Origin of the sequence: Massilia alkalitolerans DSM 17462 (genome assembly GCF_000427785.1) — a bacterium.
Classification (GTDB): Bacteria; Pseudomonadota; Gammaproteobacteria; order Burkholderiales; family Burkholderiaceae_D; genus Telluria; species Telluria alkalitolerans.
The window spans coordinates 54,494-80,322 of the sequence record NZ_ATYR01000014.1 but is presented as its reverse complement, the minus strand read 5'-3'; the positions used below and the strand labels follow the sequence as shown (position 1 = coordinate 80,322).

Below are 25,829 nucleotides of genomic sequence, written 5' to 3'. Positions count from 1 at the left end.
TTTCAGCGCATCTGGGTGTAGTTGACCGGGACGTAGCGGTAGCCCTTGCCTTCGGTGTGCAGGTAGCCCAGGCCGGGGAACTGCAGGTGGGCGCCGCCGATCATGTAGCCGCCCTTGGCCGCGGCGTCGAATTCCTTCTTGCGGGTGGCGGCGGCGGCCTTCTGGTCGCCGTCGAACTGGATGGTCACGGCCGGGTTTTCCATCTGCACCGCCGCCACGTGGATCAGGTCGCCGATCACGAGCAGCTTCTGGCCGCCGCTTTCGACCAGGTAGCTGGTATGGCCCGGGGTGTGGCCGCCGGTCGGATTCGCGCGGATGCCCGGCACCAGTTCAAGGCTGCCTTCGAAAGGCTTGAAGCGGCCGGCCTTCACGTACGGACCGAGCGCGGCCTGGGCGCCCTTGAAGGTGTCCTTGTCCTTGGCCTTGTCCATGTTCGCCTGGCTCAGCCAGTGGTCCGATTCCAGCTTGTTGGCGCGCACGATGGCCTTGCTGAACACGACCGCCGAGTCCTTCACCAGGCCGCCGGCGTGGTCGCCGTGGAAATGGGTCAGGTAGATCTCGTCGACCTGGTCCGGGGTGTAGCCGGCCGCCTTCATGTTCGCCACCAGCTTGCCCAGGGTCGGGCCGAAGAAGGAGCCGGCGCCGGTGTCGATCAGGACCAGCTTGCTGCCGGTGTTGATGAGGTAGGCATTGTCCGAGGTTTCCAGCATCGGCTTCAGGTGCGCCCTGGCCAGGGTCTCCCGGGTTTTCTTGGGATCCTGGGCCAGCAGCTGGTCGACCGGCAGGTCCACGGTGCCGTCCGACAGCGGGGTGATTTCGAACTGGCCTAGCATCATGCGCGACCAGCCCGGGGCCGGGGTCTTCGCCATCGGTGCGGCGGCCAGGGCCGGGGTGGCGACGCAGATCGCCAGTGCGGCGGCGGCCAGCGTGGACAGGGTGCGTCGTGGAATGGTGTTCATCGTGTGTCCTCGTTGTTGGTTGCTGCGGCAAGCCGGCCGCAGTGCGTTGCTTATCCTACATGATTGCTTGTCGGAATGCTTACCGTCCGCGTGGGGGAATACGCGTTCGCGCAAGCTGTGGTGTAATGGCAGGTTCCCAATGTTGCAAACCGTATCCATGTTCTCGATGTTGTCGCAAGTGCTATCGAGGCTGGGGCGCCTGCGCCCCGCCGGACCGACTTCCTTTACCCGGCAGGTGCCCGCCGCCCTCGGCGCACTGCTGGCCCTGCTCCTCACCGCCCTGGTCAGCCGCGCCGCGCTCGGCGCCGCGGCGGTGCATTCGCTGCCCTTCCTGATCGCGCCGATGGCCGCGTCCGCGGTGCTGCTGTTCTGCCTGCCGGCGGCGCCGCTGGCCCAGCCCTGGCCCGTCATCGGCGGCAACGTCGTCTCGGCCCTGGTCGGCGTGGCCTGTGCGCAGGCCGCCGACCCGCTGGTGGCGGCGCCGCTGGCCGGCGGCCTGGCGATCGCCGCGATGGCCACGCTGCGCTGCCTGCATCCGCCCGGCGGCGCGGTGGCCGTGACCGCCGTGCTGGGCGGGGCGGCGGTGTCCAAGGCCGGCTTCTGGTTCGTGCTGGCGCCGGTGGGCCTGAATTCGGTCCTGATGGTGCTGGGCGCGGTGGCCTGGAACCGGCTGTCGGGACACCATTACCCGCACGTGCAGCTGGCCGCGCGCCCGCCCGAGGAAAAGGCAGGCTTTGCGAAGGAAGACCTGGATGCGGCGCTGGACAGCTATGGCGAGACACTCGACGTCAGCCGCGACGACCTGGCCACGATCTTTGCCGAGACCGAGCAGCGCGCCGCCGAGCGCCGCGCGCGCCAGCACCGCTGCGGCGAGCTGGCGCATCCCGTGCCGGCCACCCTGAGCCCGGACATGCCGCTGGCGGCGGCGCGCGCGCTGCTGGTGCGCCACGGCGTGCCGGCCTTGCCGGTGGTGGACGCCGCCGGCTGTCCGGTCGGGGTGCTCAGCATGTCGGGCCTGGTGGCGGCCGGCGGCAGCGCCAGCCGCCCCTTGCCGGCGCGTGCGCGGCGGGCGACGGCGCTGCTGTTCGGGCGCGATACGGTGCCGACGGTCGGCCAGCTGGTCGAGGCGGATTTCGTCGCCGTGCGCAGCACGGCGCCGGTCACGGCGCTGCTCACCCGCTTCCATGAGGGAGCGAAGCAGGTGTTCGTGGTGGACGAGGAGGGCAGGCTGGCCGGGATGGTGCAGCCCGGCGACCTGCTGGTGGGACTGGATCTGGGTTTGACGGAGGCGGCTGCCTGAGCAGCCGCTGTCACACGGAAGCTGCTTAGCCGGCGTCGGCGCCGCAGCACTTCTTGTACTTCTTGCCACTGCCGCAAGGGCAGTCGTCGTTGCGGCCGACCTTCGGCTCCTCGCGCTTGACGGTCTCGACCGCGCCCTTGCGGCGCGGCGCCCAGTAGCGGTAGATGGCCGGGATGTTGGCTTCGATCTCCAGCCCCAGTTGATGGGCCTTGCGCGGGTCTTCGACTTCCGGCAGTTCGGATTCCTCGATCTCGTCGGCGCCGAGCAGGTAGATCGGGCGCATCAGTTCGGCCACTTCCGAATCCCAGATCTCTTCCCAGGAGCCGGGGCGCAGTTCCATGCCTTCCCAGAAACCCCAGCACCAGGCCTCGGCGTCGATCAGGGCCTCGCCCTCGAATTCATGCTCGACGAACAGCGGCTCGAACTCCTTTGGTGCGGCTTCGAAGGTGATCAGCACTTCGTTCATGAAGCGCATGATCAGGTTGATGATGCGCTGTTCTTCCTTCGGGTTCTTCCAGTTCGGCGCCTGCTTGCCATCCTCGCCCCAGACGCGCGAGAGCCATTCGGCCGGCATGATGGTTTCCGGGCCGATCGCGATCGCGGTCAGGTAGCCGTGCAGGGTGTCCATCGTCATCGCGTCCTCGGGGGAGCGGTCGGACAGCAGGAACTGGTCGAGTTCGTCGAATTCTTTATCGGTAAGGGGCTCGTCGAGATGCATGGGGTGCTCTGTTGCGTGTGAAGGCGCCAGTGTAACCCGTTCCTCCAGGCTTGCGCAAAGCTGTCCATCGTTAGCTTTGCCGCTGGATTCCTGCTTCACCGGGGCCGGTTTCGCCTCGCGCTTGCGCCAGGCCAGCGCCTTCCCCTCCACAGGCCGATGCGGTGGAACTCACCGCCATGTTGCTCAAATTGACCGCCGCATTAACGTCGCGGTCGTGGTGCGCGCCGCAGTTTGGGCAGGTCCAGTGCCGGATATTCAGTTCAAGCTTGTTGAGTACGTGCCCGCAGCCCGAGCATAGTTTGCTGCTGGGGAACCAGCGGTCCGCCACCACCACCTGGGCGCCGCGCCACGCCGCCTTGTATTCCAGCTGGCGCCGGAATTCGTAAAAGCCCATGTCGGCGATTGCGCGCGCCAGCCGCCCGTTGGCCAGCATCCCTTTTACGTTCAGGTCCTCGATGCCGATGGTGTGAAAGCGCCGGGAGAGGCTGGTCGTGAGCTGATGCAGGCCATCGCGCCGCATGTGGGCGATCCGCTCATGCAGCCTGGCCAGCTTCAGCTTTGCCTTGCCCCGGTTGCGCGAGCCCCTGGCCTTGCGGGACAGCGCGCGTGACAGCCGGCGCAGGCGCTGCAGTAAGGCGTGCAGCGCTTTCGGGCCTGCGATCGTCTCCCCGGTCGACAAGGTCGCCAGCGACGACACACCCAGGTCGATCCCGACCGCGCCTTGGTTTTCGGCTGGTGGCAGAGATGGATCCGGCGTGTCGACGGTGATGCTGGCGTACCAGTGGTCCGCAATGCGCGAGATAGTGCTTGACACGATGCGCCCCGTAAAACGCAAGGCCTCGCGCATACGCACCCATCCGAGCTTGGGGATCCGGAGTTGTCTACCCTCGACCTGGAACTGGTCGTTGCTGAGCGTAAAACGGTCGTGCTGTCCCTTCCTGTGGAACCGCGGGTAGCGCGCCCGGCCGGTAAAGAAGTTCTGGAAGGCCTGTCCCAGCTGCATGATCGCTATCTGGGGTGCGTTCTTCGTCACCTCGAGCATCCACGGGAATTGCTGGCGCTTGACCGCATTCAGCTGGCGCTGCAGTGCAGCTTTGTTCGGCTTGGGCAGCGACGGGTCGACCTTGCACGCCTCGTACTGCCGTCTCCACTCGGCCAGCGCCCAGTTGTAGGCGAAGCGGGCGGTGCCGGCCGCGCGCGCCAGATGCGTCGCCTGCGCGTTGCTCGGGTCGAGCCGGATGCGGTGGGCAATGAACATGGCGAGCAGCAGGCAGCGAAAGTCCTCATCACGAATGAGACTGTGTAGAGTTAAACAAGTTCTGGACGAACTATTAGAACCCAGTGGAGGCCAAGAGCATAGAAAACCTGCGTGGCGCGTACAATGCGCGGATGGAGAATCTGTCTACTGAATCGAACGAGCAAACCCATCCTTACGCACGGCTCGACCCGCACACGGTGCTGGAGGCCGTCGAGAGCGTCGGCCTGTACGGCGACGGCCGCCTGCTGGCGCTCAACAGCTACGAGAACCGCGTCTACCAGGTCGGCCTGGAAGAGGGAGCGCCGGTGGTCGTCAAGTTCTACCGGCCAGGGCGCTGGAGCGAGGCCGCCATCCTCGAGGAACACGCCTTCGTGGAAGAGCTGGCGCAGCAGGAGATTCCTGTCGTGCCGGCCACCGGCATCGACGGGCGCACGCTGCACAACTTCGCCGGCTACCGCTTTTCCGTGTTCCCGCGCCGCGGCGGACGGGCGCCGGAGCTGGGCGACTCCGCTACCCTGGAATGGATCGGCCGTTTCATCGGCCGCATCCATGCGATCGGCGCGGCGCGGCCCTACCAGCACCGGCCCGAGATCAATCCGCAGACCTTCGGGCGCGAACCCTTCGAGTTCCTGCGCGCCAATGGCTTCATCCCGCCCGAGCTGGCCGCCACCTATGCCAGCGTGGTCGAGCAGGCGCTCGAGGGCGTGGCGCGCTGTTACGACCAGGCCGGCGCGCTGCCGCTCCTGCGCCTGCACGGCGACTGCCACGGCGGCAACGTGCTGTGGACCCCGGATGGCCCGCACTTCGTCGACTTCGACGACAGCCGCATGGGACCGGCGGTGCAGGACCTGTGGATGCTGCTCTCGGGCGAGCGCCAGGAAATGGTGGGGCAGATGGCCGACGTGCTGGCCGGCTACGAGGATTTCTGCGACTTCCACCCGCGCCAGCTCTACCTGGTCGAAGCGCTGCGTACCCTGAGGCTGATTCATTACTCAAGCTGGCTGGCGATGCGCTGGGACGACCCGGCCTTCCCGGCGGCTTTCCCCTGGTTTAACACCCAGCGCTACTGGCAGGACCGCATCCTCGAGCTGCGCGAGCAGGTGGCGCTGATGGATGAGCCGCCCCTGTGGCCGGTATAGCCCGAATTGCCATGGTTTTGCCGTCCAGTTCGGCGTGACACGCGCGCGCGATTTCCCGGATAATCCGATGGACGCAAGCTGCGTCCTCACCGAAAACGACCATGGAACCCATCAAGCCCGAGCACGAGAAGTACGACGATAGCGACTTCACGATCGACCTGTCGCATGCCGGCAGCGTCGTTCCGGAGGCGGCGGCCGAGCCCGCGCCGGCCCCGGCCGCAGCCCGCGGCCCGATGGACATGCGCGAGATCCACGAGGCCATCGCCCGCGTCGAGGCCGAAGCCAAGGCCAATGTCGCCGCCGAGAGCCGCGCCCATGCCGAGGCGCGCGCCCGTTCGCTGGCCGAGGAGCGCGCCGCGCTGGATGCGGCCGCGACCGCCGCCGCGCTGGCCAATGCCCAGGCCTCCGAAGAGGCGATCGCCGCCGACCGCGACCGCCTGGAGTCGCTGCGCGCCGCCGCCCAGGCGTCCAGCGAGCGGCTGGAGGCGATCCGCCAGGAGACCACCGAGCTGCGCGCCCGCGTGCAGCAGGAAACCGAGACCCGCATGGCGGTCGAGGCGCGTGCCCGTCTTGAAGAAGAAGCGCGCCGGCGCCACGCCGCCCAGGTCGAAGCCCAGGCCGAGATGGCCGCCCAGGCCGCGCGCGCCGCCGAGGAATTGCTGGTGCAGACCGAACAGGCGCGCCTGCAGGCGGCCGAGCGCATGGCGGCGGTGGAAGCGGCCAAGGAAGAAGTGCTGCACAACGCCAGCGCCGATGCGCGCGTGGCGATCCTGGCGCGCGAGCGCGAGCGCGCCGAACGCGGCGCCCGCCAGACCGCCGAGAAGCTGGCCCAGGCCGAAGCCGAGGCGCTGGAGCTGACCCAGCAGCGCGAGCGCGCCGACCAGGTGGCCCTCGCATCGAGCTTCGCGCGCGCCGCGGCCGAGGCGCGCGCCCTGGAAGAAGCACGCGCCCTGGCCCACATCGAACAGGAACGCGAGGCGATAGCGCTGGCCCAGGCCGAGTCCGAGCGTGTCGCGGCCCAGTCGCTGCGCATGCGCCTGCAGACCGAGAAGGAATTGCGCGACGCCGCCACCCACCGCGAGCGCCTTGAGCAGACGGCTGCGGCCGCCGCGCAGGCGCGCCGCGACGCCGAAACCCGCATCCTGGCGGCGACCGAGGCGCGCATCGAGGCCGACCGCAGGCTGCGCGGCGTGGCCGAGGAACGTGCGCGGGCCGAAGAAGAGGCGAGCCAGCAGGTGCAGGCGCGGCTGGAAGCCGAAGCCCTCGCCGCCGGCCACGCGCGCGAGCGCGCCGCGGCCGACGAGGCGGCAAGCCAGGCGGCGGCGCGCCAGCTCGAAGAAGAGCAGCGCCAGCGCGCGCTGGCGGAAGAACGCGCCGCCCTGGCGCAGGGAGCGGCCGAGGCGCAGGCGGAGGAAAACGCGCTGGAGGATGCGGCGCTGGCCGCCGCGCGCCGGCAGGCCGAGGCGCGGCAAGAAGCACTGGCAGCGGCCAGGGCGCGCGCCGAGCAGGCCGAGCGCCTGGCCGAGGCCGAGCGCGAGCGCGTCGCCGCCGAGGAAGCGGCGCTGGCGCGCGAGCGGGAGCGCCTGCAGGCCGAACAGGAACTGACGCGGGCCGCCGAGGCGCGCGCCGCGGCAGAGCAGGCGGCTGCCGCGCAATCAAGAGAGCAGGGTGAAGCCGAACGGCGCGCGGAAAGCGCGCAGCAGGCGGCCCTGGAAGCGCAGCGGGCGCAGGCGCGCGCCGCGATCGAGGAAGCCGAGCATGCCGAGGCGGCGGCCAGCGCCCAGCAGGCGCAGGCGCGCCGGGCGGCCGAGCTGGCCCAGGCGCAGGCCGAGCGTGCCGAGCTTGAGCGCCGCCAGCTGGAGCTGACGGGAGCAGCATTGCTCGCGGAACGCGCCGCCACCGAGGCCGCGCGCGAATCGCTGGCCCTGGTCGAGCGCAAGCTGGCCGCGCAGCGCCAGCAGGCGGCGTCCGATGCGCGCGCCAACGAGGCGGCCAGCGCACGGCTGGCCTCCGAGCAGGCGGCGGCCCAGGCCGCCCAGGCGCGCGCCGCGGCCGAGGAAGAACAGGCCAGGCTGGCGCACGAGCGGGAAGCAGAGGAACAGGCCGCGCTGCAGGCCGCGGTCGAGAAGCGCGACGCCCAGCGCGCGCTCCTGGCGCACGCGCAGCGCCACGCCGAGATGCAGCGCAAGGCGGCCGAGGCGACCCGGCGCATGGCGGATGCGCGCCGGCAGCTGGCCGAGCTGGAAGCGCAGCGCCATGAGGAGCAGACCGGGGAACTGGCGGCCCTCGATCACGCCCTCGGCGAGCGCAAGGCCGAGGCCGAGCACCGGGTGGCCTCGGTGAACATCACGCGCGAGGTGCTGGGCCGCTTCAAGAGCACGCCGCCGGCCTCGGCCTCGCAGGCGGCGACGCGGCTGGCTGACGTGATCCTGAATCAGAGGAAGAACGAGGAGTGATCCGTGCGCGTCAGTGGTACGCGTCGAAGGTCGAATTGGGTTCCCGCCTGCGCGGGAACGACGGTGTTCGGCAAACGCAGAGAACTACTGCGACTTGATGACGACCGACATCGTTAGCACGTCATTCCCGCGCAAGCCGGAATCCAATCTTGCGTGATACGTCACGCATATCACCAGCACCCTACTAATACATAGCGCGTATTACTGCGCAGCCGGCATCTCGCTCGGCGCCACCGGATTCATCGGCCCGGTGCTGGCCCTGGTCGCGAAATACCCGGTCTCGCCGAAGCACGAGGTCGGCACCCCCACGTGCTGTTCATAGGTGATCTGCACCCGTTGTCCCATCGCGTTCTGCAGCTGCTCCACCACCGCGTCGTCGCGCACTGTGAAGGCGAAGCGCTCCGGAATCGCGCCCGGCATGCTCGACAGCAGGATCTCGCCTTCCCAGGTCTTGCACAGCCAGCCCTTCTTGGAGAACTTCTGCAGGTAGCCCGCGCGTTCGCCTTCCGAGTACGACCAGCTCAGGGTGAACCAGGTATACAGCGCGAACAGCACGATGATCGCGGCAAGGGCGGACAGGAGGATGGCGGTAGCGCGTTTCGGCATGGTTTTCGGCATAAGATAGGTGAGTTGTCAGGTTGGCAGCCACGCGGCCGGGCACATTCTGCCACGGATGGACAAAATCACAAACTGCCGGCGGCGGCAGCCTCAGGCCGCCTCCTTGGCGCCGCCGGCCTCCATGCGCCTTCGGTAGCGCACCGAGGACCACAGCGACACCAGGATGAAGGCCAGTCCCGACAGCCCCGTGAACCACTCGGGAATGTGATAGTGGACGCTGATGAACATGATCATGGCCAGGATGCCGATCGCATAGTGCGCCCCATGTTCCAGGAATACGAACTCTTCCAGCGTGCCCTTGTAGACCAGGAACACCGTCATCGAGCGCACGAACATGGCGCCGATGGCCAGGCCCAGCATGATGATGACGACGTCGTTGGTGATCGCGAAGGCCCCGATCACGCCGTCGAAGCTGAACGAGGCGTCCAGCACCTCGAGGTAGAGGAAGCCGCCGATGCTGCCCTGGGCGATCATCTTGCCGACCGTCGGGTCTTCTTCTTCCTTCTCGAGCAGGCCGCTCAGCCATTGCACGCCGATGTAGATCAGGACGCCCGTGACGCCGGCGATCAGGACCGGCAGCTTGCGCGCCGGCTCCATCAGGTACATGGCGCCGCATACCGCCAGCAGGGTGAGGGCGATGGCCAGCCCCTCGGTACCGTATTTGCCCACTTTTTCCTCGATCCAGCCGAGCCAGTGCAGTTCCTTCTGCTCGTCGAACAGGAAGTTCAGGAAGACCAGCATCAGGAAGGCGCCGCCGAAAGCCGCCACCTCGGCGTGCTTCTCGGTCAGGTGGCGTGAATATTCCTTCGGGTTGTCGATCGCCATGTGCCAGACCTCGACCAGGCCAAGTCCCGTCGCTGCGGACACGATGACGAGCGGAAAGATCAGGCGCATGCCGAACACGGCCACCAGGATGCCGACCGTGAGGAACAGTTTGCGCCAGAATTCGTTCCAGCCGCGCAGGACGGAGGCGTTCACCACCGCGTTGTCGAAAGAAAGCGACACTTCGAGCACGCCGAGGATGGCCGTGATCCAGAGCGCCTGCAGCAGGCCGCCGATCCCGCCGTGCTCGTAGCCCCACCAGCCGGCCAGGCCCATCAGGATGACCGTCACCGCGATCGACAACCGGAAATGCCGCATACCGCCCCCTTGCCTGTCTCGTCTAGTTAAGAGAATATTACCGTCCCAGATGGTGCGGCGGCGCTACGGATGTCCTTGATTCGGCATCGTTTTTATATCGGTAATAGCTTGCTTCTGAGATAATTCCGCCCGGCATTACTCAGCATCATTTATCTACCTCGTCGTACCTGGATTTGGACATGGATCTCGCATACCTCGTAACACCCGTGCTGACCTGGATGGTGGTCGGCCCGATCAAGTTCCTGATTACCAGCGCGCGCCAGCGCCGCTGGGCCTTCAACCTGGTGGGCAACGGCGGCTTCCCCAGCAACCACAGCTCCGTCGTCACCAGCATGGCCACCCTGATCGCACTGCGCGAGGGGATCGGCCATCCGGCGTTCGGCGTTGCGGTGACCCTGGCCTTCATCGTGATGATCGACGCGAACAGCCTGCGCCAGCACGTCGGCCGCCAGGCCGCGGCGATCAACAAGCTGGCGTGCGACACCGTGGGTCATGTCGTCCTGCGCGAGCGCATGGGCCACACCCTGGTGGAGATCGGCGGCGGCATCGCCACCGGTATCGGGATGGGTTTCCTGATCCACGCCGTCTTCGGCGCCTGAGCCCCGGAACCGTACGCGGGCGGACACTGTCGGACGTCCGCCTGTCCGGAATCGGCCACATTCCAGTCCGCCTGGAATGCAGCTCGTCGCCAAATATCGCATTTCATCCCTCGAATTCCGCAGTACGCAGAGTCGTCACTTGAAGTTGGTTGGGCACTACTCGATACTGCGCGCTGGCTGTCTATACCCGAATTTTTACAAGAACAACCACTGAGTCCTTCTCTGGAGAACCACAATGCTGCGCAAAACACTACTCGTCCTTGCCATCGCTTCGGCGCTCGCCGCCTGCAGCAAGGAGTCCAAGGAGCCTGCCAAGCCGGGCACGGAAACCGCCCAGGCCGGCGGCAAGTCCGATCCAAAGGACAAGCGTCCCTCGCAGCTGAAGGTCGCGTCGGAAGACGTGCTGACCATCCAGAACGACACCCTGTCGAGCGGCCCGGTCGTCACCGGCTCGATCCAGCCGGAGCGCAAGGCCGACCTGCGCGCCGAAGTCTCGGCCGTGGTCCTGCAGGTCCTGAAGGAGAACGGCGAGCCGGTCAAGCGCGGCGACGTGCTGGTGCGCCTGGATGAAACCGCGATCCGCGACACCGTCGCATCAAGCGACGAAGCGGTGCGCGCCTCCAGCCAGGCCCTGGACCAGGCCAACCGCCAGCTGGAGCGCATGAAGACCCTGCGCGCCTCGGGCATGACCTCGGCCGTCGGCCTGGACGAAGCCGAAGTGCGCCGCAACAGCGCCCAGAGCGAGCTGTCGGCCGCCAGGAGCCGCGCCGCCACCGCGCGCCAGCAGCTCAGCCGCACCGTGGTGCGCGCGCCGTTCGACGGCATCGTCTCCGAGCGCAAGGTCTCGGCCGGCGACACCGCGACCATCGGCAAGGAACTGGTCAAGGTCATCGACCCGAACAGCATGCGCTTCCAGGCCCGCGTCTCGGCCGACGAGATCGCCAACGTGAAGCTCGGCCAGAAGGTCAATTTCCGCGTCAACGGCTACGGCGAGCAGCAGTTCGCCGGCATCGTCAAGCGCATCGACCCGGCCGCCAACGCCATCACCCGCCAGGTCGAGGTGGTGGTGGAGTTCGCCGACAAGGCCCAGCCGCGCGTGGCCGGCCTGTATGCCGAAGGCCGCATCGACGCCCAGAGCACCAACGCCCTGATGCTGCCGGAAGCCGCGCTGGTCAAGGCCGGCGACAGCGCCTTTACTTGGCGCATCAAGGACAAGACCCTGAACAAGGTCCCGCTGGTGGTCGGCGCGCGCGATCCGCGCACCGGCAACATCGAAGTCAAGCAGGGCCTGGTCGCCGGCGACATCGTGCTGCGCTCCCCGACCTCGAACCTGAAGGATGGCCAGAAGGTCGAGATGCCGGCCGCCGTGGTGGCCAGCGCGGCCAGCGCCGCCAATCAGGTCGCGGTGCAGGGCAAGTAAGGAACACAGGACAACCAAGGATAATTAAAAATGTTCCTCTCCAATTTTAGTGTCAAGAGACCCGTCGCGACGGTCGTCATGATCGTGGCGATGATGCTGATCGGCCTGCTCGCGCTGTCCAAGCTCAAGGTCAACCAGAACCCGGACGTCGAGCGTCCGGCCCTCTCGGTCAGTATCCCGTATCCGGGCGCCTCGCCCGAGACCGTCGAGCGCGAGATCACCAACCGCATCGAAAAGCAGCTGCTGGCGATCCAGGGCGTCAACGAGATCACCTCCAACTCCTATGAAGGCGGCGTGTCGTTCTTCATGGACTTCAATTTCGGCCGCAACGTCATCGAAGCCTCGGACGACGTGCGCAACGCGATCGCCGCGGTGCGCTACAAGCTGCCGGTCGAGATGCGCGAGCCGGTGCTGCGCCGCTGGGACATCAATGCCCAGCCGGTGATGCAGCTGTCGCTGTCCTCGAGCACCCAGTCGCACGCCGAGATCTCGCGCTATGCCGAGGACGTGCTGGCCGACAAGTTCCGCGCCATCCCGGGCGTCTCGACCGTGACCGTGAACGGCGCCCTGCGCCGCGAACTGTCGGTCCTGCTGCGCGCCGAGAAACTGCGTGAATACAATGTCTCGGTGTCGGAAGTCACCAATGCCCTGCGCACCCAGAACACCAACGCCCCGGTGGGCAAGCTGCGTAGCGAGCTGGACGAGAAGGGCATCCGCCTGGTCGGCCGCATCGAGCGTCCGGAAGATTTCTCGCAGATCGTGGTCAAGCGTAACGGCGACCAGATCGTGCGCCTGAACCAGGTCGCCGAGATCAAGGACGGCTTCGCCGACATCAACAGCCTGTCGATTCGCAGCGGCAAGCCGAACGTCGGCCTGCAGATCGCCCGTTCGCCTGACGCCTCGACCGTCTCGCTGGCCAAGAAGGTGCACGAGGTCGTCAAGGAGGCCAACAAGGAAATGCCGAAAGGCACCGCTATCGAAGTCGTGCAGGATGGCGGCGAAGAAGCCCAGAGCAGCCTGGACAACGTGATCGAAGCCCTGGTGCTGGGCGCGATCCTGACCATCTTCGTGGTCTACGCTTTCCTGAATTCGTGGCGTTCGACCCTGATCACCGCGCTGGCGCTGCCGACCTCGGTGCTGGCCGCCTTCATCGCCGTGTGGCTGTGCGGCTTCACCCTGAACTTCATGACCCTGCTGGGCCTGTCCCTGGCGATCGGCGTGCTGATCGACGATGCGATCGTGGTGCGGGAAAACATCGTGCGCCACATGGAAATGGGCTCGGACCGCCGTACCGCCGCGCTCGAAGGCACGGCCGAGATCGGCCTGGCCGTGGCCGCGACGACCTTCTCGATCATGGCCGTGTTCGTGCCGGTGGCCTTCATGCCGGGCGTGTCCGGCGAGTGGTTCCGTCCCTTCGCCCTGACCGTGACCTGCTCGGTGATCGTCTCGCTGCTGATCTCCTTCACGCTCGACCCGATGCTGTCGGCCTACTGGGGCGACCCGCCTGACCACGCGCATGCGCCGAAGAAGGGCCTGAGCCTGGTGCTGCAGCGCTTTAACACCTGGTTCGACCACCAGGCCGACCGCTACGGCCGCGTGATCGCCTGGGCACTGCACCACCGCAAGTGGATGGGCTTCATCGCCTTTGCCAGCTTCGCCGGCGCCATCCTGCTGCACAACTTCTTCGGCGGCTCGAGCTTCATGCCGAAATCGGACTGGGGCACCATCATGGTCGAGATCCGCACCCCGGCCTCGTCGAGCCTGGAATATTCGCGCCGCAAGGTCGAAGCCGCGGCCGAGATCGCGCGTTCGATCCCGGAAACCGAGGATACCAACAGCTACGTCGACCTGAGCGGCGGCCGCGTCTACGTCGATATCGGCAAGCGCAGCAAGCGCGAGCGCAGCGGTTCCGAGATCGGCGCCGAACTGCGCGCCAAGATCGCTCCGCTGGTCGGCGCCGAGTACACCGTCATCGACGACCTGGGCGGCGGCGGCAAGCCGGTCCAGATCGAGTTCACCGGTCCGGATTCGCGCAAGCTGATGGAACTGACATCAAGCTTCATGGAAGAACTGCGTCAGGTGCCGGGTGCCGTCGACGTCACCCTGTCCGAGCAGGATCCGAAGAACGAACTGCAGATCGTGCTGGACCGCGGCCTGGCCAACGCCATGGGCATCTCGGTCAACGACGCCGCCCAGTCCCTGCGCGTGGCCTTCGCCGGCATCGAAGTGGGCGACTGGGTCGACCCGACCAACGAGACCCGCGACGTCGCCGTGCGCCTGCATCCGGAGGACCGCGTCAATACCGACAGCATCGAGCGCCTGCCGATCGCGGTGAGCGGTACCGGCATGATGGTGCCGCTCGAGCAGATCGCCAGCATCACCATGGGCAAGGGCCCGGCCGGCATCCGCCACAAGGATGGCGAGCGCCTGATCACCGTGTCCGCCAACGCCCAGGGCCGTTCGGCCGGTGAAGTGACCGCCGACGCCATGAAACTGGCCAAGAGCTTCGACTTCCCGCCGGGCTATGGCCTGGCGCTGGGCGGCCAGGGCGAGGACCAGCAGGAGCTGTTCCGGGAAATGATGATCGCCCTGTTCTCGGGCATCCTGCTGATGTACCTGATCCTGGTGATGCAGTTCGGTTCCTTCACCGCACCGATCGGCGTGATGCTGTCGCTGCCGCTGTCGCTGATCGGCGTGGTGCTGGCCCTGATCCTGACCAAGAACACGCTCAACCTGATGAGCATGATCGGCGTCCTGATGCTGATGGGCCTGGTGGCGAAGAATGCGATCCTGCTGATCGACGCCGCCCGCGCCCTGGAAAAGGAAGGCGTGGACCGCGAGGAAGCGCTGATGCAGGCCGGCCGCAAGCGCCTGCGTCCGATCCTGATGACGACCTTCGCGCTGATCGCTGGTATGTTCCCGGTGGCGATGGCCTTCGGCGATGCCGGCCAGTTCTACCAGCCGCTGGCCATTGCGATCATCGGCGGCGTGATCACTTCCACGCTGCTGACCCTGCTGGTCGTGCCGACCTTCTACGACAGCATCGAGATCGCCCGTGACCGCATGTTCGCGAAGTTCAACCGCCGCGCCAAGCGCCACAACGTGGCCCTGGCCTTCCTGATGACCTTTGTCGAAGCCATCCTGACGCTGGTCTTCGTGCGCCTGATCTTCCGCGGCATCGTGCGCATCGGCCGCTTCGTGAGCGGCCGCGGCCGCGGTACCCCGCAGCCGGTCTAAGCCGCACCGGCTTCACCTGCACAGAGCCAGCCTTCGGGCTGGCTTTTTTCATGCGCATTGCGCACACCATCGCGCACACCATCGGGAGCAGGTCTGACATTCGGACACGAACTCCACCGTTACGCTGCTGTATTGCTCAGCCCGTGTCTAAATGTCAGACCTGACCCTCAAGGAGACCCTCAAGGAGGGTGCTGCTGAAGCGTAGTAGGGGAAATGGGGGGAGGGGAGGGAAAACAGAATGCGACTAGGCCAGCCCTGCCGGACTGGCGATCGCCGCTATAAGAACGGCACGAAACCATCTCCCGCTGGGACGCGGAAGTCCCGGAGCCCGCGCCGCGGGCTCCGTTCGTTGCCAGGCGGATGGCGGATCAGCCGCCGGTGCTTGGCGGGGTGGTGGTGCCGGTGCCGGTGGTACCGGTGGTGCCCGAGGTGCCCGAGGTGCCGGTTGCGCCGGTGCCGGTGGTGCCGGTTGCGCCAGTGCCGGTGGTACCGGTTGCGCCGGTGCCGGTGGCTGCCGGATCGGTCATGGTGCCGGTGGTGCCGGTTGCGCCGGTGCCGGTGGCGCCAGTGCCCATGTCGGTGCCGGTGGTGCCGGTGCCGGTTGCGCCGGTGCCGGTGTCACCCGTGGTGCCGGTGGCGCCCGAGGTGCTGCTCGGGGTGGTGGCCGAGGTGTCCGGCGTGGTGGTCGTGGTGTCGGTCGCCGGCTCGTTCTTGCGGCAAGCGCCCAGCAGGGAGGCCAACACAGCAGCAGTCAGCAGGATTTTTGGTGCTTTGGTCAGTGCTTTCATTGTTTAAACTCCTCGTTCACGTCTATCTTGTGCCGCAGCGTCCAGGTGAGGCCTTGGAACACTACGACGCCAGGTTAGGTCCTCTGAGGGTTCGGGAACCCAGCAGTGGAACCATCAGGGAACCGACGCAATACGCGGCCCCGGTCAGTGCACGATCCGACTCCGTTAGACTGGCAGCCCGGCCGCCGGTTCGGATCGAACACTGTCGTACTTGCTGGAGAGCGAAGCTACTGGAACTCCGCTCCCCATCCCACCGGCGTGGGCCGGATGGTCTCGCTGTCGCCGGCATCCTTGCCCGCGAGCTGTTCCAGGAGCGCGGGTATCTCCTGTGATATTTCCCGCGCTAGATATCCTAATGTGCCCATGCGCTCGGCGAGGCGCTCGCCGGCACGCGCATGCAGCGCCACGCCCCAGCAGGTGGCCTGGGCCAGCGGCGCACCGCGGGCAGCCAGGCCGGCGATGACACCGGCCAGCACATCGCCGGATCCGGAGATGGCCAGGCCAACATTGCCGCCTTCATGCTGGTACAACGTTCCATCCGGCGTTGCGATGACAGTGCGCGCACCTTTTAATGCAACCACCGCGTTCCAGGCCCGTGCCGCCTCGAGCGCGCGCGGGTCGGGCGCGGCATTGATGTCCTGCTTGGCGATGCCGGTCAGGTGCGCCATTTCGCCCGCGTGCGGGGTGAGGATCACCGGACGCTCGAAACGCCAGGGCATGCCGGGCGGCCAGCCCGCGGGCGGATGCAGCAGCGTGCCCATGGCGCAGGCGTCCAGCACCACTTGCGTGCCGGCCGCGTCCAGGCGCGGCAGCAGCGCATGCACCAGCGCGGCGGTGGCCGGCTCGTCGCGCATGCCCGGCCCGATCAGCACCGCGTCGACGCGCTCGGCCAGCGGGTCGAGGCAGGCGACAGCACCCATGCTGAAACCGGCGCTGGCCTGTTCGGCCAGGCCGATCACGCGCGCCTCGGGCATGGCCAGGGCCACCAGCTGGGCCACGCTCTGGCCGGTGGCGATGGTGAGCTTGCCGGCGCCCGCGCGCAGGGCCGCGGTGGCGGCCAGGATGACCGCGCCCGGCATTTCGCAGGAGCCGCCCAGCACCAGCACGTGGCCGCGGATTTCCTTGTCGCCTTCGACGGCCGGCATCGGCACCGGCCAGCCCTGCAGCAGGGCTGTGTCGACGTCGTGCACGGCAGTGGCGCGGTCAGGCGTATCGATGAGCGTTTCCATGGGATGGGCTTAGGCCTTCGGTGCGGCAGGCAGGTCCTTGCTGGCGGTGACGGGGGTGCCGGTCGATTCGAGCGGCGCCACGAAGTTCACGAGGCGCAGGGCCAGATGGCCGCCCTTGCCGAGATCGGGGTCGTATTCGTAGGAGGTGACCGAGCAGTTCGGCACATCGCCGGCGCGGTCGAACTCGAGGATGGTTTTTTCGTCGAGGCGCTCGAACAGGTAGCGGAAGCAATTGACCGTGACCTGGTGCGCGACGATCAGCACGCGCTCGCGGCAGAACTCGCGGTTCAGGGTGTCGACCACGCTGCGCAGGCGCAGGATCACGTCGCACCAGCTCTCGCCGCCGGGCGGGCGGAAGTAGAACTTGCCGACGTGCTGGCGCTGTTCGTACAGCGCGGGATGGTGGTGCGCGATGCCGTAGGTGGTGAGGCGGTCGAGGATGCCGAATTCCTTTTCGCGCAGGCGCTCGTCGGATTCGACCACCAGGCGCGAACGGTCCAGCCTTTGCATCAGGATATTGGCGGTCTCAGCAGCGCGCACATAGGGCGAGTGCAGCACCACGGTCGGCTGCTGCTCCGGCGGCAGCGAGGCGAACCAGGAACCGAGCGCCTCGGACTGGCGCTCGCCCAGTTCGGATAGGGGCACGTCGACGTCGCGGTCCGCGATGTCGATGAGGTGTCCGGCGGCCGCCTCGGCAAGGTCACGTGCGACGTTGCCGGCGCTCTGTCCATGCCTGACCAGCCAGACTTCCTGTGGCCACTTTTGTTCCATTACCTGCCCGTCTCTGATATTGACATGACGTCATCATAGACGGATTCTACGGGCAGAAAGCGCACGATTGCGGGCTTTCCGGACAGGCTCGCCGCAGCGTCGGAGCCCTCTTACACGGCTTGCGATTCGCTATCTAAATTGATTTCCGCATCGCTATGAAACACCCGCATGTCGGTTTCTCCGAGGATGCGGCTGGTCAAGGTGCCGGCGGTGATCGAACCGCTGACGTTGAGCGCCGTGCGACCCATGTCGATCAAGGGTTCTACAGAAATCAAGAGACCGGCCAGCGCCACCGGCAGGTCCATCGCCGACAGCACGATCAGCGCCGCGAAGGTGGCGCCGCCGCCCACGCCGGCCACCCCGATCGAACCGAAGGCGATGATCGCCAGCAGCGGCAGCAGGAAGGATGCGGTGAACGGATCGATGCCGACGGTCGGCGCGATCATCACCGCCAGCATGGCCGGATAGATGCCGGCGCAGCCGTTCTGGCCCATGGTGGCGCCGAACGAGGCGGCGAAATTGGCAATGCCTTCGGGCGTGCCGAGGCGCGCGGTCTGGGTCGCCACGCTCATCGGGATCGAGCCCGCGCTGGTGCGCGAGGTGAAGGCGAAGGCCAGCACCGGGAAGATCTTGGCCACGTAGCGCAGCGGGTTCAGGCCGCTGCCGGCGACCAGCACCAGGTGCACCAGGAACATCAGCGCCAGCGCGCAGTAGGAGGCGGCAACGAAGCTGGCCAGGCTGAGGATGTCCTGCAGGCTTGATCCCGCCACCATCTTGGTCATCAGGGCGAACACGCCGAAGGGCGTCAGGCGCAGCACCAGCGTGACCATGCGCATCACGATCACGTGGGCCACGTGCACGAAGCCGCTGAAGGACTCGAACACCTCGGGCTTCTTGCCGGCGATGCCGGTGGCCGAAATGCCGATGAAGATCGAGAACACCACCACCGCGATGGTCGAGGTGGTACGCGCCCCGGTCATGTCGAGGAAGGGATTGGCCGGAATAAAGGACAGCAGCATGGAGGGCAGCGAGATTTCCTGCGCCGCCGCCAGCTTGCCCTGCAGGTATTCGCCGCGCGCCACTTCGGCGGCGGAGCTGGTCAGGCCGACCGCGCTCAGGCCGAACAGCTTGGCCATCAGGATGCCGATCGCGGCCGCCACGATGGTCGTGGCGAGCAGGATGCCGATCGTCAGCGTGCTGATGGCGCCGAGCGAGGCGGCATTGCGCAGCTTGAGGATGGCCTGCACGATCGAGACCATGATCAGGGGGATGACGATCATCTGGAGCAGCTTCACGTAGCCGCTGCCGAGCACGTCCAGCCAGGCGTTGGTGGCGGCGACGTCGGCCGAGCCGGCGCCGTACACGGCCTGCATGGCCGCACCCAGCACCACGCCGAGCCCGAGGCCGGTGAAGACGCGCTTGGTGAAGGACACGTGGCTTGCCTGCAGGCGATAGAGCAGCACGCACACGAGCAGTGCCAGGACCAGGTTGATCAGGACGGGAAAGTTCATTGGAGCCTTTGCGGGGCAGCTCATGCGCTGCGGAAATCAATCGCAGCATTCTATAGGCAAACGGGCATTGCCGCCGGACCCGCCATGCCGTCGTTACCTGTCGAGCTGGCCATCAAGGATGACAGCTTGGCAAAATTCTGTGGCTGGACGGCGACGCTCCGGTGGAATTGGCGCAATGCAAGCAGCCGATATCCCCGATGGGTGAGGAGTTGTTTCTATAATTCAATATGAACGTCATCCCATTTTCGAGCCCACCATGTTCAAACATCTCAGCATCAAGAGCCGCCTCGTCTTCGTCATCGCCTTCCTGGCGACTGAACTCGTGGCCGGCGCCGTCATCGGTATCTATAACCTCGCCGTCGCCAACGCGGAACTGAAGAGCCTGCACGACGACCGTGTCGTCCCGATCGGCCAGCTCAGCCGCGTCATGCAGCTGATCACCACCAACCAGCTACTGGTCGGCAAGGCGGCGGCCAGCACCGACAGCGCCCAGCGCGACGCGTTGCTGACCGAGGTCGACGCCAATATTGCGGCGGCGACGGCAAGCTGGAAAGCCTACGAGCAGACCAGGCTGACGGACGAAGAAGCCGCGCTGGCCGCGACCTTCGTCGAAGCCCGCAAAGTCTTCCTGGCGCGCGGCCTGCGGCCGGCCATCGCGGCGGTGCGCGCCGGCGACACTGCATTGGCCAACGGCCTGGTGGCGGGCGAGATGGCGCGCCTGTTCCAGCCGGTGGGCGCCAGCGGCGGCCAGCTGCTCGCGCTGCAGCAGCGCGTGGCCAAGGCCGAATACGAAGCCTCGCAGCAGACCTACGAGACTGTGCGCCTGGTGTGCCTGGCCGGCCTGGTGTTCGGCCTCCTGATGGCGGCCGTGGTGGGCTGGATGCTGGTGCGCGCGATCGTGCGCCCGCTCGAGCAGGCGGTGCGGATCGCCGGCGCCGTGGCCGCGGGCGACCTGAGCCAGAAGATCGAGGTGAACGCGAACGACGAAACCGGGCGCCTGCTGCAGGCCCTGAAGGACATGAATGCGGCCCTGGTGGGGATCGTCACGCGCGTGCGCGCCGGCACCGACACCATCGCCACCGCTTCCGGCGAGATCGCCGCCGGCAACCTCGACCTGTCCGCGCGCACCGAGCAGCAGGCCGGTTCGCTGGAAGAGACCGCCTCCTCGATGGAAGAGCTGACCTCGACCGTCAAGCAGAACGCCGACAACGCGCGCCAGGCCAATGCGCTGGCGGCCTCGGCCCGGCAGGTGGCGGGCAAGGGCGGCGAAGTGGTGGAGCAGGTGGTGCGCACCATGGGCGCGATCAACAGTTCGGCCACGCGCATCGTGGACATCATCACGGTCATCGACGGCATCGCCTTCCAGACCAATATCCTGGCCCTGAACGCGGCGGTGGAAGCGGCGCGCGCCGGCGAGCAGGGCCGCGGTTTCGCGGTGGTGGCGGGGGAGGTGCGCAACCTGGCGCAGCGCAGCGCGGCCGCGGCCAAGGAGATCAAGGCGCTGATCGACGACTCGGTCGAGAAGGTGCATATCGGCTCCGAGCTGGTGGACCAGGCCGGTGCGACGATGGCGGAGATCGTGCAGAGCGTCGGCCGCGTGACCGACATCATGGCCGAGATCACCGCCGCCAGCCAGGAACAGACCGCCGGCATCGAGCAGATCAACAGCGCCGTGACCCAGATGGACCAGGTGACGCAGCAGAACGCCGCGCTGGTCGAGGAAGCCTCGGCGGCGGCCCAGTCGCTGCAGCAGGAGGCGGCCGAGCTGGCGCAGGCGGTCGGCATCTTCCGGCTCGATGCGCAGGCGGCGCCGGCACGGTCAGCGGTAGCGGCAGGCGTGGCGCGGGTGCCGGCCCCGGCCGTGCGTCCGGTCAGGGTCACCGCCCCGGCACGCGGCGAGGCGAAGGCGGCTACAGCGCAGCCGGCCCGCAAGGCCGCCAAGGCCGAGGAAGCAACCGAAGGCTGGGAAGAGTTCTGAGGGCGATCAGCCGCGCCTCGTCAATCGAACAGCGGGCCGACGGCCCGCTGTTCTTGTATGGCATGGGCGCATCCGCACGCCTGCCGCGTGCCGTGCTCCCGAGCTGGTGCGCGCTTACTCGAGCGTGATGAACAGGGCTGCCATGCCGAGGCACAGGCCGACCGCCACGCCGATGCGCTGGCGCAGGCGGCGGCTGTTCGACACGATGCCTTTTGCAAACGTGCGCTTCGGTGCGCGTGGGTTGCTGCGGTCGACCGTGCCTGGGTGGATGCGTGGATGCGAGTGTTCGGTGTTCATTGTTATTCCTTTTGCCGTCTCGACCGGAGACAGGCATGCAATAGGTTGACAGTGTGTGCTGGAGCGTTTGCTGACGGGAGAATTCGGTTGGCGCGCTTGGCGCGCCGGCCGTTCAGGCAAGCAGGGCAGTGCAGGCGTAGCGCGTGCGCGTGTCCGAAGCGTGCAGATGAGAAGTGGTCGACATGCAATGCCAGTAACGCTTCACCATAAAATCCAGTCCGCGATGCACCTGACGGGCAAGGGCATCTGATGTTGTCTATTTTACATGTGCGCCATGCGAATACAAGAGCGCACACAATTGCTTACGACCTCAAGGTGTTGCTTCGAAAGAACAATATCTTCCTATCCCTCTGCAATGTCAAGCAATTGCACTCAGTCGTAGGAAGTAACCAACAGTAGGGGCTGCAGGCCCGGGAATGATATGACCGGCGAGGTCATCGAGAGTTCGGAAAATGATACAAAAAACAAGGTAAGCTTGCCTTTTTGTATCATATCGATCGATCATGGCGCGTGACCATGCAGCGACGGAAGGCATAAACAAAAACGCCAGCCCGAAGGCTGGCGTTTCTGCTGATTCTGGTAGGCCGTGCGGGGCTCGAACCTGCGACCAACGGATTAAAAGTCCGCTGCTCTACCAACTGAGCTAACGACCCGAAAGAAGCAAGATTATAGGACGGGTGAGGCTCGCTGTCAAATGCTGCGCGACATCAATGCGCATCCGGGCGTTTACTTCAGCGACGCCAGGCGGTCTTTTGCGGTACGGGCCGCGCTCGACTCCGGATACTTCGACACCAGCTGCTGCAGCGCCTTCTTCGCGTTCTTGCTGTCCTTCAGCAGGGCATAGCTGCTGCCGATGTTCAGCATCGCGTCCGGCGCCTTCGGGCTGCTGGCATAGGTGGTGGTGACGACTTCCTGGGCCGCGATGGCCTTCTTGTAGTCGCCCAGCGCGTAGTAGGCGTTGCCCAGCCAGTACTGCGCGTTGGCGGCGTAGGCCGAATCCGGGTAGCGGCGCACGAAGTCCTGCAGGGCGGTGGTGGCGCCCTGGTAGTCGCCGGACTGGAACATCGCGGTCGCGTTGTCGTAGGCGGTCTTTTCGGACGGCAGCACCGAGGCCACCTGGCCGTCGACGGTTTCCTGCTGCGGCTCGACCTTCTTCAGGCGCGCGTCGAGGTCGGCGTACAGCTGCTTCTGGCTTTCCTGGGCGCGGGTGATCTGGTTGGCCAGCACTTCGATCTGGCCGCGCAGGCGCGCGATTTCCTGCATGGTCTGCTCGTGCTGGTTCAGCATGTCGAGCTGCGCGGTCCTGTCCGACTTGTTGTCGATCTGGGCTTTCAGCTCACGGGCCACGGCATCGACCTTGGCGCGCAGCTCGAGGATGGCCTTGCGCGCTTCGTTGTCGTCGAGCAGGCCGGCGGATGCGTGCAGCGGCATCCAGGCCATCACGGCCAGCAGGACCAGGCGGGACGGGGACAGTTTCATCATGGCGGAGTTCTTTCGGGTAGCAGAATAAAAACGGGGCGGATGCAGTCTGCACTGCTGTCCGCCCCGCTGTCAATCGGCTCAGGCTTAAGCTTTATCAGCCGATTCGATCAACTGTTACTGGTAGACGATGTCGGCGCGGCGGTTCTGAGCCCATGCCTCTTCGTTGCTGCCGGTTGCTTTCGGCTTCTCTTCGCCCAGCGAGACGGCTTCCATCTGGTTGTCCGACACGCCCAGGGTGGCCATCGCGCGACGGACGGCTTCGGCACGCTTCTGGCCCAGGGCCAGGTTGTACTCGGTGCCGCCGCGTTCGTCGGTGTTGCCCTGGATCAGGATCTTGCGACCAGTGTTCTTGGTCAGGTATTGCGAGTGGTTGGCAACCACCGGCTTGCCGTCTTCGCGCACGACGAAGCTGTCGTAATCGAAGTAGATGCTGCGGTTGGCCAGCACGCCTTGCGGATCGTTCAGCGGATCGACGTTGCCGGTCTCGACCGGGCGGATGACGCGTTCCGGTTCAGCTTGGGCGACAGGCGCCGGGGTCGGGGTCTTTTCGACTACCGGGGTTTCCTGCAGCTTGGTCGACGAGCAGGCGGTCAGCAGGACAGCCGAGGCGATGAGGGCCAATTTCTGGAAGTTGCGCATGGTTTTTCTCCTTGTCTATTAAAGTTTTACTGCTTTTACTTCATGAAGGGACCCCAGCTGGGCTCCCGAATGTTTCCCGCATTGGTGGTCAAGCGCTGCTTCACCCGTCCATCCACCGAGACCACGGCCAGCGAGGCACGCCCGCCGCCCTTGGTCGCATACATGATGTACTTGCCGTTAGGCGAAAAACTCGGTTCGGTGGCCCCATCGGCCAGGCGCAGTTCCTGGCCCGAGGCCAGGTCCATCGCATAAAGGGAGAAATTGCCGTTGCGCTGGGAAATCCAGGCGAGGGTCTTGCCGTCTGGCGACACGCGCGGGCTGATGTTGTAGTTGCCGTTGAACGTGACACGGGTGGCATTGCCGCCCGAGACGCTCATCTTGTAGATCTGCGGACCGCCGCTGCGGTCGCTCATGAAGTAAATGGTCTGGCCGTCGGCCGAGAACTGCGGTTCGCTGTCGATGGCCGGATTATTCGTCAGGCGGCGATGGCCGGTGCCGTCCGGGCGCACGGTGTAGATCTCGGTGTTGCCGTCCTTCGACAGGGCCACGGCCAGCATGCTGCCGTCCGGCGACCAGGCCGGCGCCGAGTTGTTGCCCTTGACGTTGGAGATCACGTTGCGGCGGCCGGTCATCAGGTCCTGCAGGTAGACCACCGGCTTGCGGTCTTCCAGCGAGACGTAGGCGACCTTGGTGCCGTCCGGCGACCAGGCCGGCGAGATGATCGATTCGCGGCCGTGGGCGGCGACGATCTCGTTCTCGCCGTCGGCGTCGGCCACCACCAGCGCGCTACCGCGGCCGGTGTTCTTGACGTAGGCGATGCGGGTCGAGAAGATGCCGCGCACGCCGGTCAGCTTTTCGTAGATGTCGTCGGCGATGCGGTGGGCCTGCAGGCGGACGTACTTCGGCTGCACTTCACCGCCCAGCTGCGAGATCGGCGCGCCCTTGACGGTGTCGTGCAGCTTGTAGCGGATCGCAAAGCGGCCGTCCGAGCTGCGGCTGACGCTGCCGACCACCAGCGCGTCGGCGCCGCTGGCGCGGAAGGCGGCCAGGTCGACGCTGGCGCTGTCGCTGATGGTCTGGCGGGCATCGATGACCTTGAAAATGCCGCTGCGCTCGAGGTCGGCGCGGATGATGTCGGAGACGTCGTCCTGCGCCAGGTTTTCGTCGGCAAAGGCCGCGACTGCGACCGGGATCTGGTTGCTGCCGACACCGGCGATCTCGACCTTGATCTGGGCATGGGTCGCCGTCCCCATCAGGAGGGTGGCGCTAAACAGCAGGTAATGGAGTTTTTTCATAGTCTGTCGTTGAAACCGAATCAGTCGTAGTCTTTCATCGAGAAATTGACATCAAGTATGCGTTCCACCGTTCCGTCCTTCTTTTTTGGAAGCGGGGATGCCTTTTTGATACCATTTTCCACTGCTCTGTCAAACTCAGGCACACCGCTGCTTTTCACCAGGCGCACCGACATGATTTCGCCGGTCGGCAGCTGTTCAACCTTGAACACGGCCTTCGGATTGCCCGGCATCGTGGTGCTGCCGCCATAGGCGGTGGCGCTCTTGATGGCGGCGGTGATCGCGGCCACGTAGCCGGAGTCGGCCTTCGGCGCGGTCGACTTTGCGGCCGTGCCGGTGCTGCCCATGGCGCCGGCCATGCGTTTCAGGTCTTCCTGGCGCAGCTTCTCGAGCTTGGCGGCTTCGGCCTTCTCGGCGGCGGCCTTCTGTTTCTTGGCCTCGGCCAGCTTGGCGGCTTCTTCTTTCTTTTTCTTCTCGGCTTCTTCCTTCTTGGCCAGTTCCTTCTTCTGGCGCTCGGCTTCCTCTTTCTTTTTCTTCTCGGCCTCTTCCTTCTTGGCGAGTTCCTTGCGTTCCTCTTCCTTGCGCAGCTCTTCCTTGCGCTCACGCTCTTTCTTCTCGGCCAGCTCGCGCTGTTCCTTTTCCTTGCGCTCCTTCTCGCGCTGCAGCTTGATGTCCGGCTCGACCGGGGCGGGACGTTCCACCGGCGGCGGTTCTACCGGACGCGGCGGCGGAGCGGGAACCGGCGCGGGCTCGGGTTCGGGCTCCGGTTCAGGGGCGGGCGGAGGCGGGAGCGCCGGCGCGGCGGCGCTCTGGACCGACATGTCCCAGACTTCGGCCTCGACGGCGACCGGCTCGTTGCTCTGCCAGCTGATGCCGAAATACAGGAAACCGAGCAGGACGGCATGCACCGCCACTGCCAGCAGGAAGGCTGGCAGGCGGCTCGGTTCTGGCGGCACGCGGTAGGGCGCGCCGGCGGTGGCAGGCTTCATTGCAGACAT

The 25,829-nt window shown here is 66.4% G+C and carries 21 protein-coding genes and 1 tRNA gene; 7 read left to right on the top strand and 15 right to left on the bottom strand.

Going from position 1 to position 25,829, the window contains the following annotated elements:
• Positions 1 to 2 precede the first annotated feature (2 nt).
• Positions 3 to 959, bottom strand: coding sequence for an MBL fold metallo-hydrolase (locus YWC_RS0115505; protein ID WP_027866205.1), 957 nt, complete (start codon positions 957 to 959; stop codon positions 3 to 5).
• A gap of 139 nt (positions 960 to 1,098) precedes the next feature.
• Here YWC_RS0115505 and YWC_RS29555 point away from each other — a divergent pair, with 139 nt between their 5' ends.
• Entirely contained in the window at positions 1,099 to 2,259 is a 1,161-nt protein-coding gene (locus YWC_RS29555) for an HPP family protein (protein ID WP_156923696.1), read from the top strand.
• A 25-nt stretch (positions 2,260 to 2,284) separates the two neighbouring features.
• Here YWC_RS29555 and YWC_RS0115495 read toward each other — a convergent pair whose 3' ends face one another.
• Positions 2,285 to 2,977 carry a UPF0149 family protein gene (locus YWC_RS0115495; protein WP_027866204.1) on the bottom strand — a complete coding sequence of 231 codons (693 nt, stop codon included), beginning with the start codon at positions 2,975 to 2,977 and terminating at the stop codon, positions 2,285 to 2,287.
• Between the two features lie 70 nt (positions 2,978 to 3,047).
• Positions 3,048 to 4,235 carry an RNA-guided endonuclease InsQ/TnpB family protein gene (locus tag YWC_RS0115490; protein WP_027866203.1) on the bottom strand — a complete coding sequence of 396 codons (1,188 nt, stop codon included), beginning with the start codon at positions 4,233 to 4,235 and terminating at the stop codon, positions 3,048 to 3,050.
• Positions 4,236 to 4,366: 131 nt separating this feature from the next.
• Between YWC_RS0115490 and YWC_RS0115485 the strand changes: the two genes are divergently transcribed.
• Both YWC_RS0115485 and YWC_RS0115480 read left to right on the top strand, forming a co-directional pair.
• Positions 4,367 to 5,374: a serine/threonine protein kinase gene (locus YWC_RS0115485; protein WP_027866202.1), complete on the top strand. Its 1,008-nt coding sequence runs from the start codon at positions 4,367 to 4,369 to the stop codon at positions 5,372 to 5,374.
• Between the two features lie 101 nt (positions 5,375 to 5,475).
• On the top strand, positions 5,476 to 7,830 hold the full coding sequence (locus tag YWC_RS0115480; protein WP_084416452.1) for a coiled-coil domain-containing protein: 2,355 nt from the start codon (positions 5,476 to 5,478) through the stop codon (positions 7,828 to 7,830).
• Positions 7,831 to 8,031: 201 nt separating this feature from the next.
• Here YWC_RS0115480 and YWC_RS29550 read toward each other — a convergent pair whose 3' ends face one another.
• Positions 8,032 to 8,436, bottom strand: a complete 405-nt coding sequence (locus YWC_RS29550) for a DUF8785 domain-containing protein (RefSeq protein WP_036214576.1) — start codon at positions 8,434 to 8,436, stop codon at positions 8,032 to 8,034.
• A 102-nt stretch (positions 8,437 to 8,538) separates the two neighbouring features.
• Positions 8,539 to 9,588 (bottom strand): DUF475 domain-containing protein, encoded by a 1,050-nt coding sequence (locus YWC_RS0115470; RefSeq protein WP_027866200.1) that lies wholly within the window; start codon positions 9,586 to 9,588, stop codon positions 8,539 to 8,541.
• A gap of 179 nt (positions 9,589 to 9,767) precedes the next feature.
• On the opposite strand from YWC_RS0115470, the gene YWC_RS0115465 reads away from it, so the two are divergent.
• The 3 genes from YWC_RS0115465 (at position 9,768) to YWC_RS0115455 (ending at position 14,844) form a co-directional block, all read left to right on the top strand.
• The gene (locus tag YWC_RS0115465; RefSeq protein WP_027866199.1) at positions 9,768 to 10,187 is read left to right on the top strand and encodes a divergent PAP2 family protein; all 420 of its coding nucleotides are present in this window, start codon (positions 9,768 to 9,770) and stop codon (positions 10,185 to 10,187) included.
• 235 nt (positions 10,188 to 10,422) lie between these two features.
• Complete coding sequence (locus YWC_RS0115460) at positions 10,423 to 11,607, top strand: efflux RND transporter periplasmic adaptor subunit (RefSeq protein WP_027866198.1); 1,185 nt, start codon at positions 10,423 to 10,425, stop codon at positions 11,605 to 11,607.
• 30 nt (positions 11,608 to 11,637) lie between these two features.
• Positions 11,638 to 14,844, top strand: coding sequence for an efflux RND transporter permease subunit (locus YWC_RS0115455; protein WP_027866197.1), 3,207 nt, complete (start codon positions 11,638 to 11,640; stop codon positions 14,842 to 14,844).
• A 368-nt stretch (positions 14,845 to 15,212) separates the two neighbouring features.
• Here the strand turns inward: YWC_RS0115455 and YWC_RS0115450 are convergent, their stop codons facing one another.
• The 4 genes from YWC_RS0115450 to YWC_RS0115435 form a co-directional block, all read right to left on the bottom strand.
• Positions 15,213 to 15,632, bottom strand: coding sequence for a hypothetical protein (locus YWC_RS0115450; protein ID WP_027866196.1), 420 nt, complete (start codon positions 15,630 to 15,632; stop codon positions 15,213 to 15,215).
• Between the two features lie 227 nt (positions 15,633 to 15,859).
• On the bottom strand, positions 15,860 to 16,861 hold the full coding sequence (locus tag YWC_RS0115445; protein ID WP_156923694.1) for an NAD(P)H-hydrate dehydratase: 1,002 nt from the start codon (positions 16,859 to 16,861) through the stop codon (positions 15,860 to 15,862).
• A 9-nt stretch (positions 16,862 to 16,870) separates the two neighbouring features.
• Positions 16,871 to 17,632: a histidine phosphatase family protein gene (locus YWC_RS0115440; protein WP_027866194.1), complete on the bottom strand. Its 762-nt coding sequence runs from the start codon at positions 17,630 to 17,632 to the stop codon at positions 16,871 to 16,873.
• A gap of 110 nt (positions 17,633 to 17,742) precedes the next feature.
• Positions 17,743 to 19,143, bottom strand: a complete 1,401-nt coding sequence (locus tag YWC_RS0115435; RefSeq protein ID WP_027866193.1) for an L-cystine transporter — start codon at positions 19,141 to 19,143, stop codon at positions 17,743 to 17,745.
• 256 nt (positions 19,144 to 19,399) lie between these two features.
• Here YWC_RS0115435 and YWC_RS0115430 point away from each other — a divergent pair, with 256 nt between their 5' ends.
• Positions 19,400 to 21,121, top strand: a complete 1,722-nt coding sequence (locus tag YWC_RS0115430; protein WP_027866192.1) for a methyl-accepting chemotaxis protein — start codon at positions 19,400 to 19,402, stop codon at positions 21,119 to 21,121.
• A 114-nt stretch (positions 21,122 to 21,235) separates the two neighbouring features.
• On the opposite strand, the gene YWC_RS0115425 is transcribed toward YWC_RS0115430, so the two are convergent.
• The 6 genes from YWC_RS0115425 to tolA form a co-directional block, all read right to left on the bottom strand.
• Positions 21,236 to 21,418, bottom strand: coding sequence for a hypothetical protein (locus tag YWC_RS0115425; RefSeq protein WP_027866191.1), 183 nt, complete (start codon positions 21,416 to 21,418; stop codon positions 21,236 to 21,238).
• Positions 21,419 to 21,995: 577 nt separating this feature from the next.
• Positions 21,996 to 22,071, bottom strand: a tRNA-Lys gene (locus YWC_RS0115420).
• 73 nt (positions 22,072 to 22,144) lie between these two features.
• Positions 22,145 to 22,900, bottom strand: a complete 756-nt coding sequence (gene ybgF, locus YWC_RS0115415) for a tol-pal system protein YbgF (RefSeq protein WP_027866190.1) — start codon at positions 22,898 to 22,900, stop codon at positions 22,145 to 22,147.
• Between the two features lie 114 nt (positions 22,901 to 23,014).
• Positions 23,015 to 23,539, bottom strand: a complete 525-nt coding sequence (gene pal, locus YWC_RS0115410) for a peptidoglycan-associated lipoprotein Pal (RefSeq protein WP_027866189.1) — start codon at positions 23,537 to 23,539, stop codon at positions 23,015 to 23,017.
• A gap of 35 nt (positions 23,540 to 23,574) precedes the next feature.
• Entirely contained in the window at positions 23,575 to 24,834 is a 1,260-nt protein-coding gene (gene tolB, locus YWC_RS0115405; RefSeq protein ID WP_027866188.1) for a Tol-Pal system beta propeller repeat protein TolB, read from the bottom strand.
• A 20-nt stretch (positions 24,835 to 24,854) separates the two neighbouring features.
• On the bottom strand, positions 24,855 to 25,829 hold the full coding sequence (tolA, locus tag YWC_RS0115400) for a cell envelope integrity protein TolA (protein ID WP_027866187.1): 975 nt from the start codon (positions 25,827 to 25,829) through the stop codon (positions 24,855 to 24,857).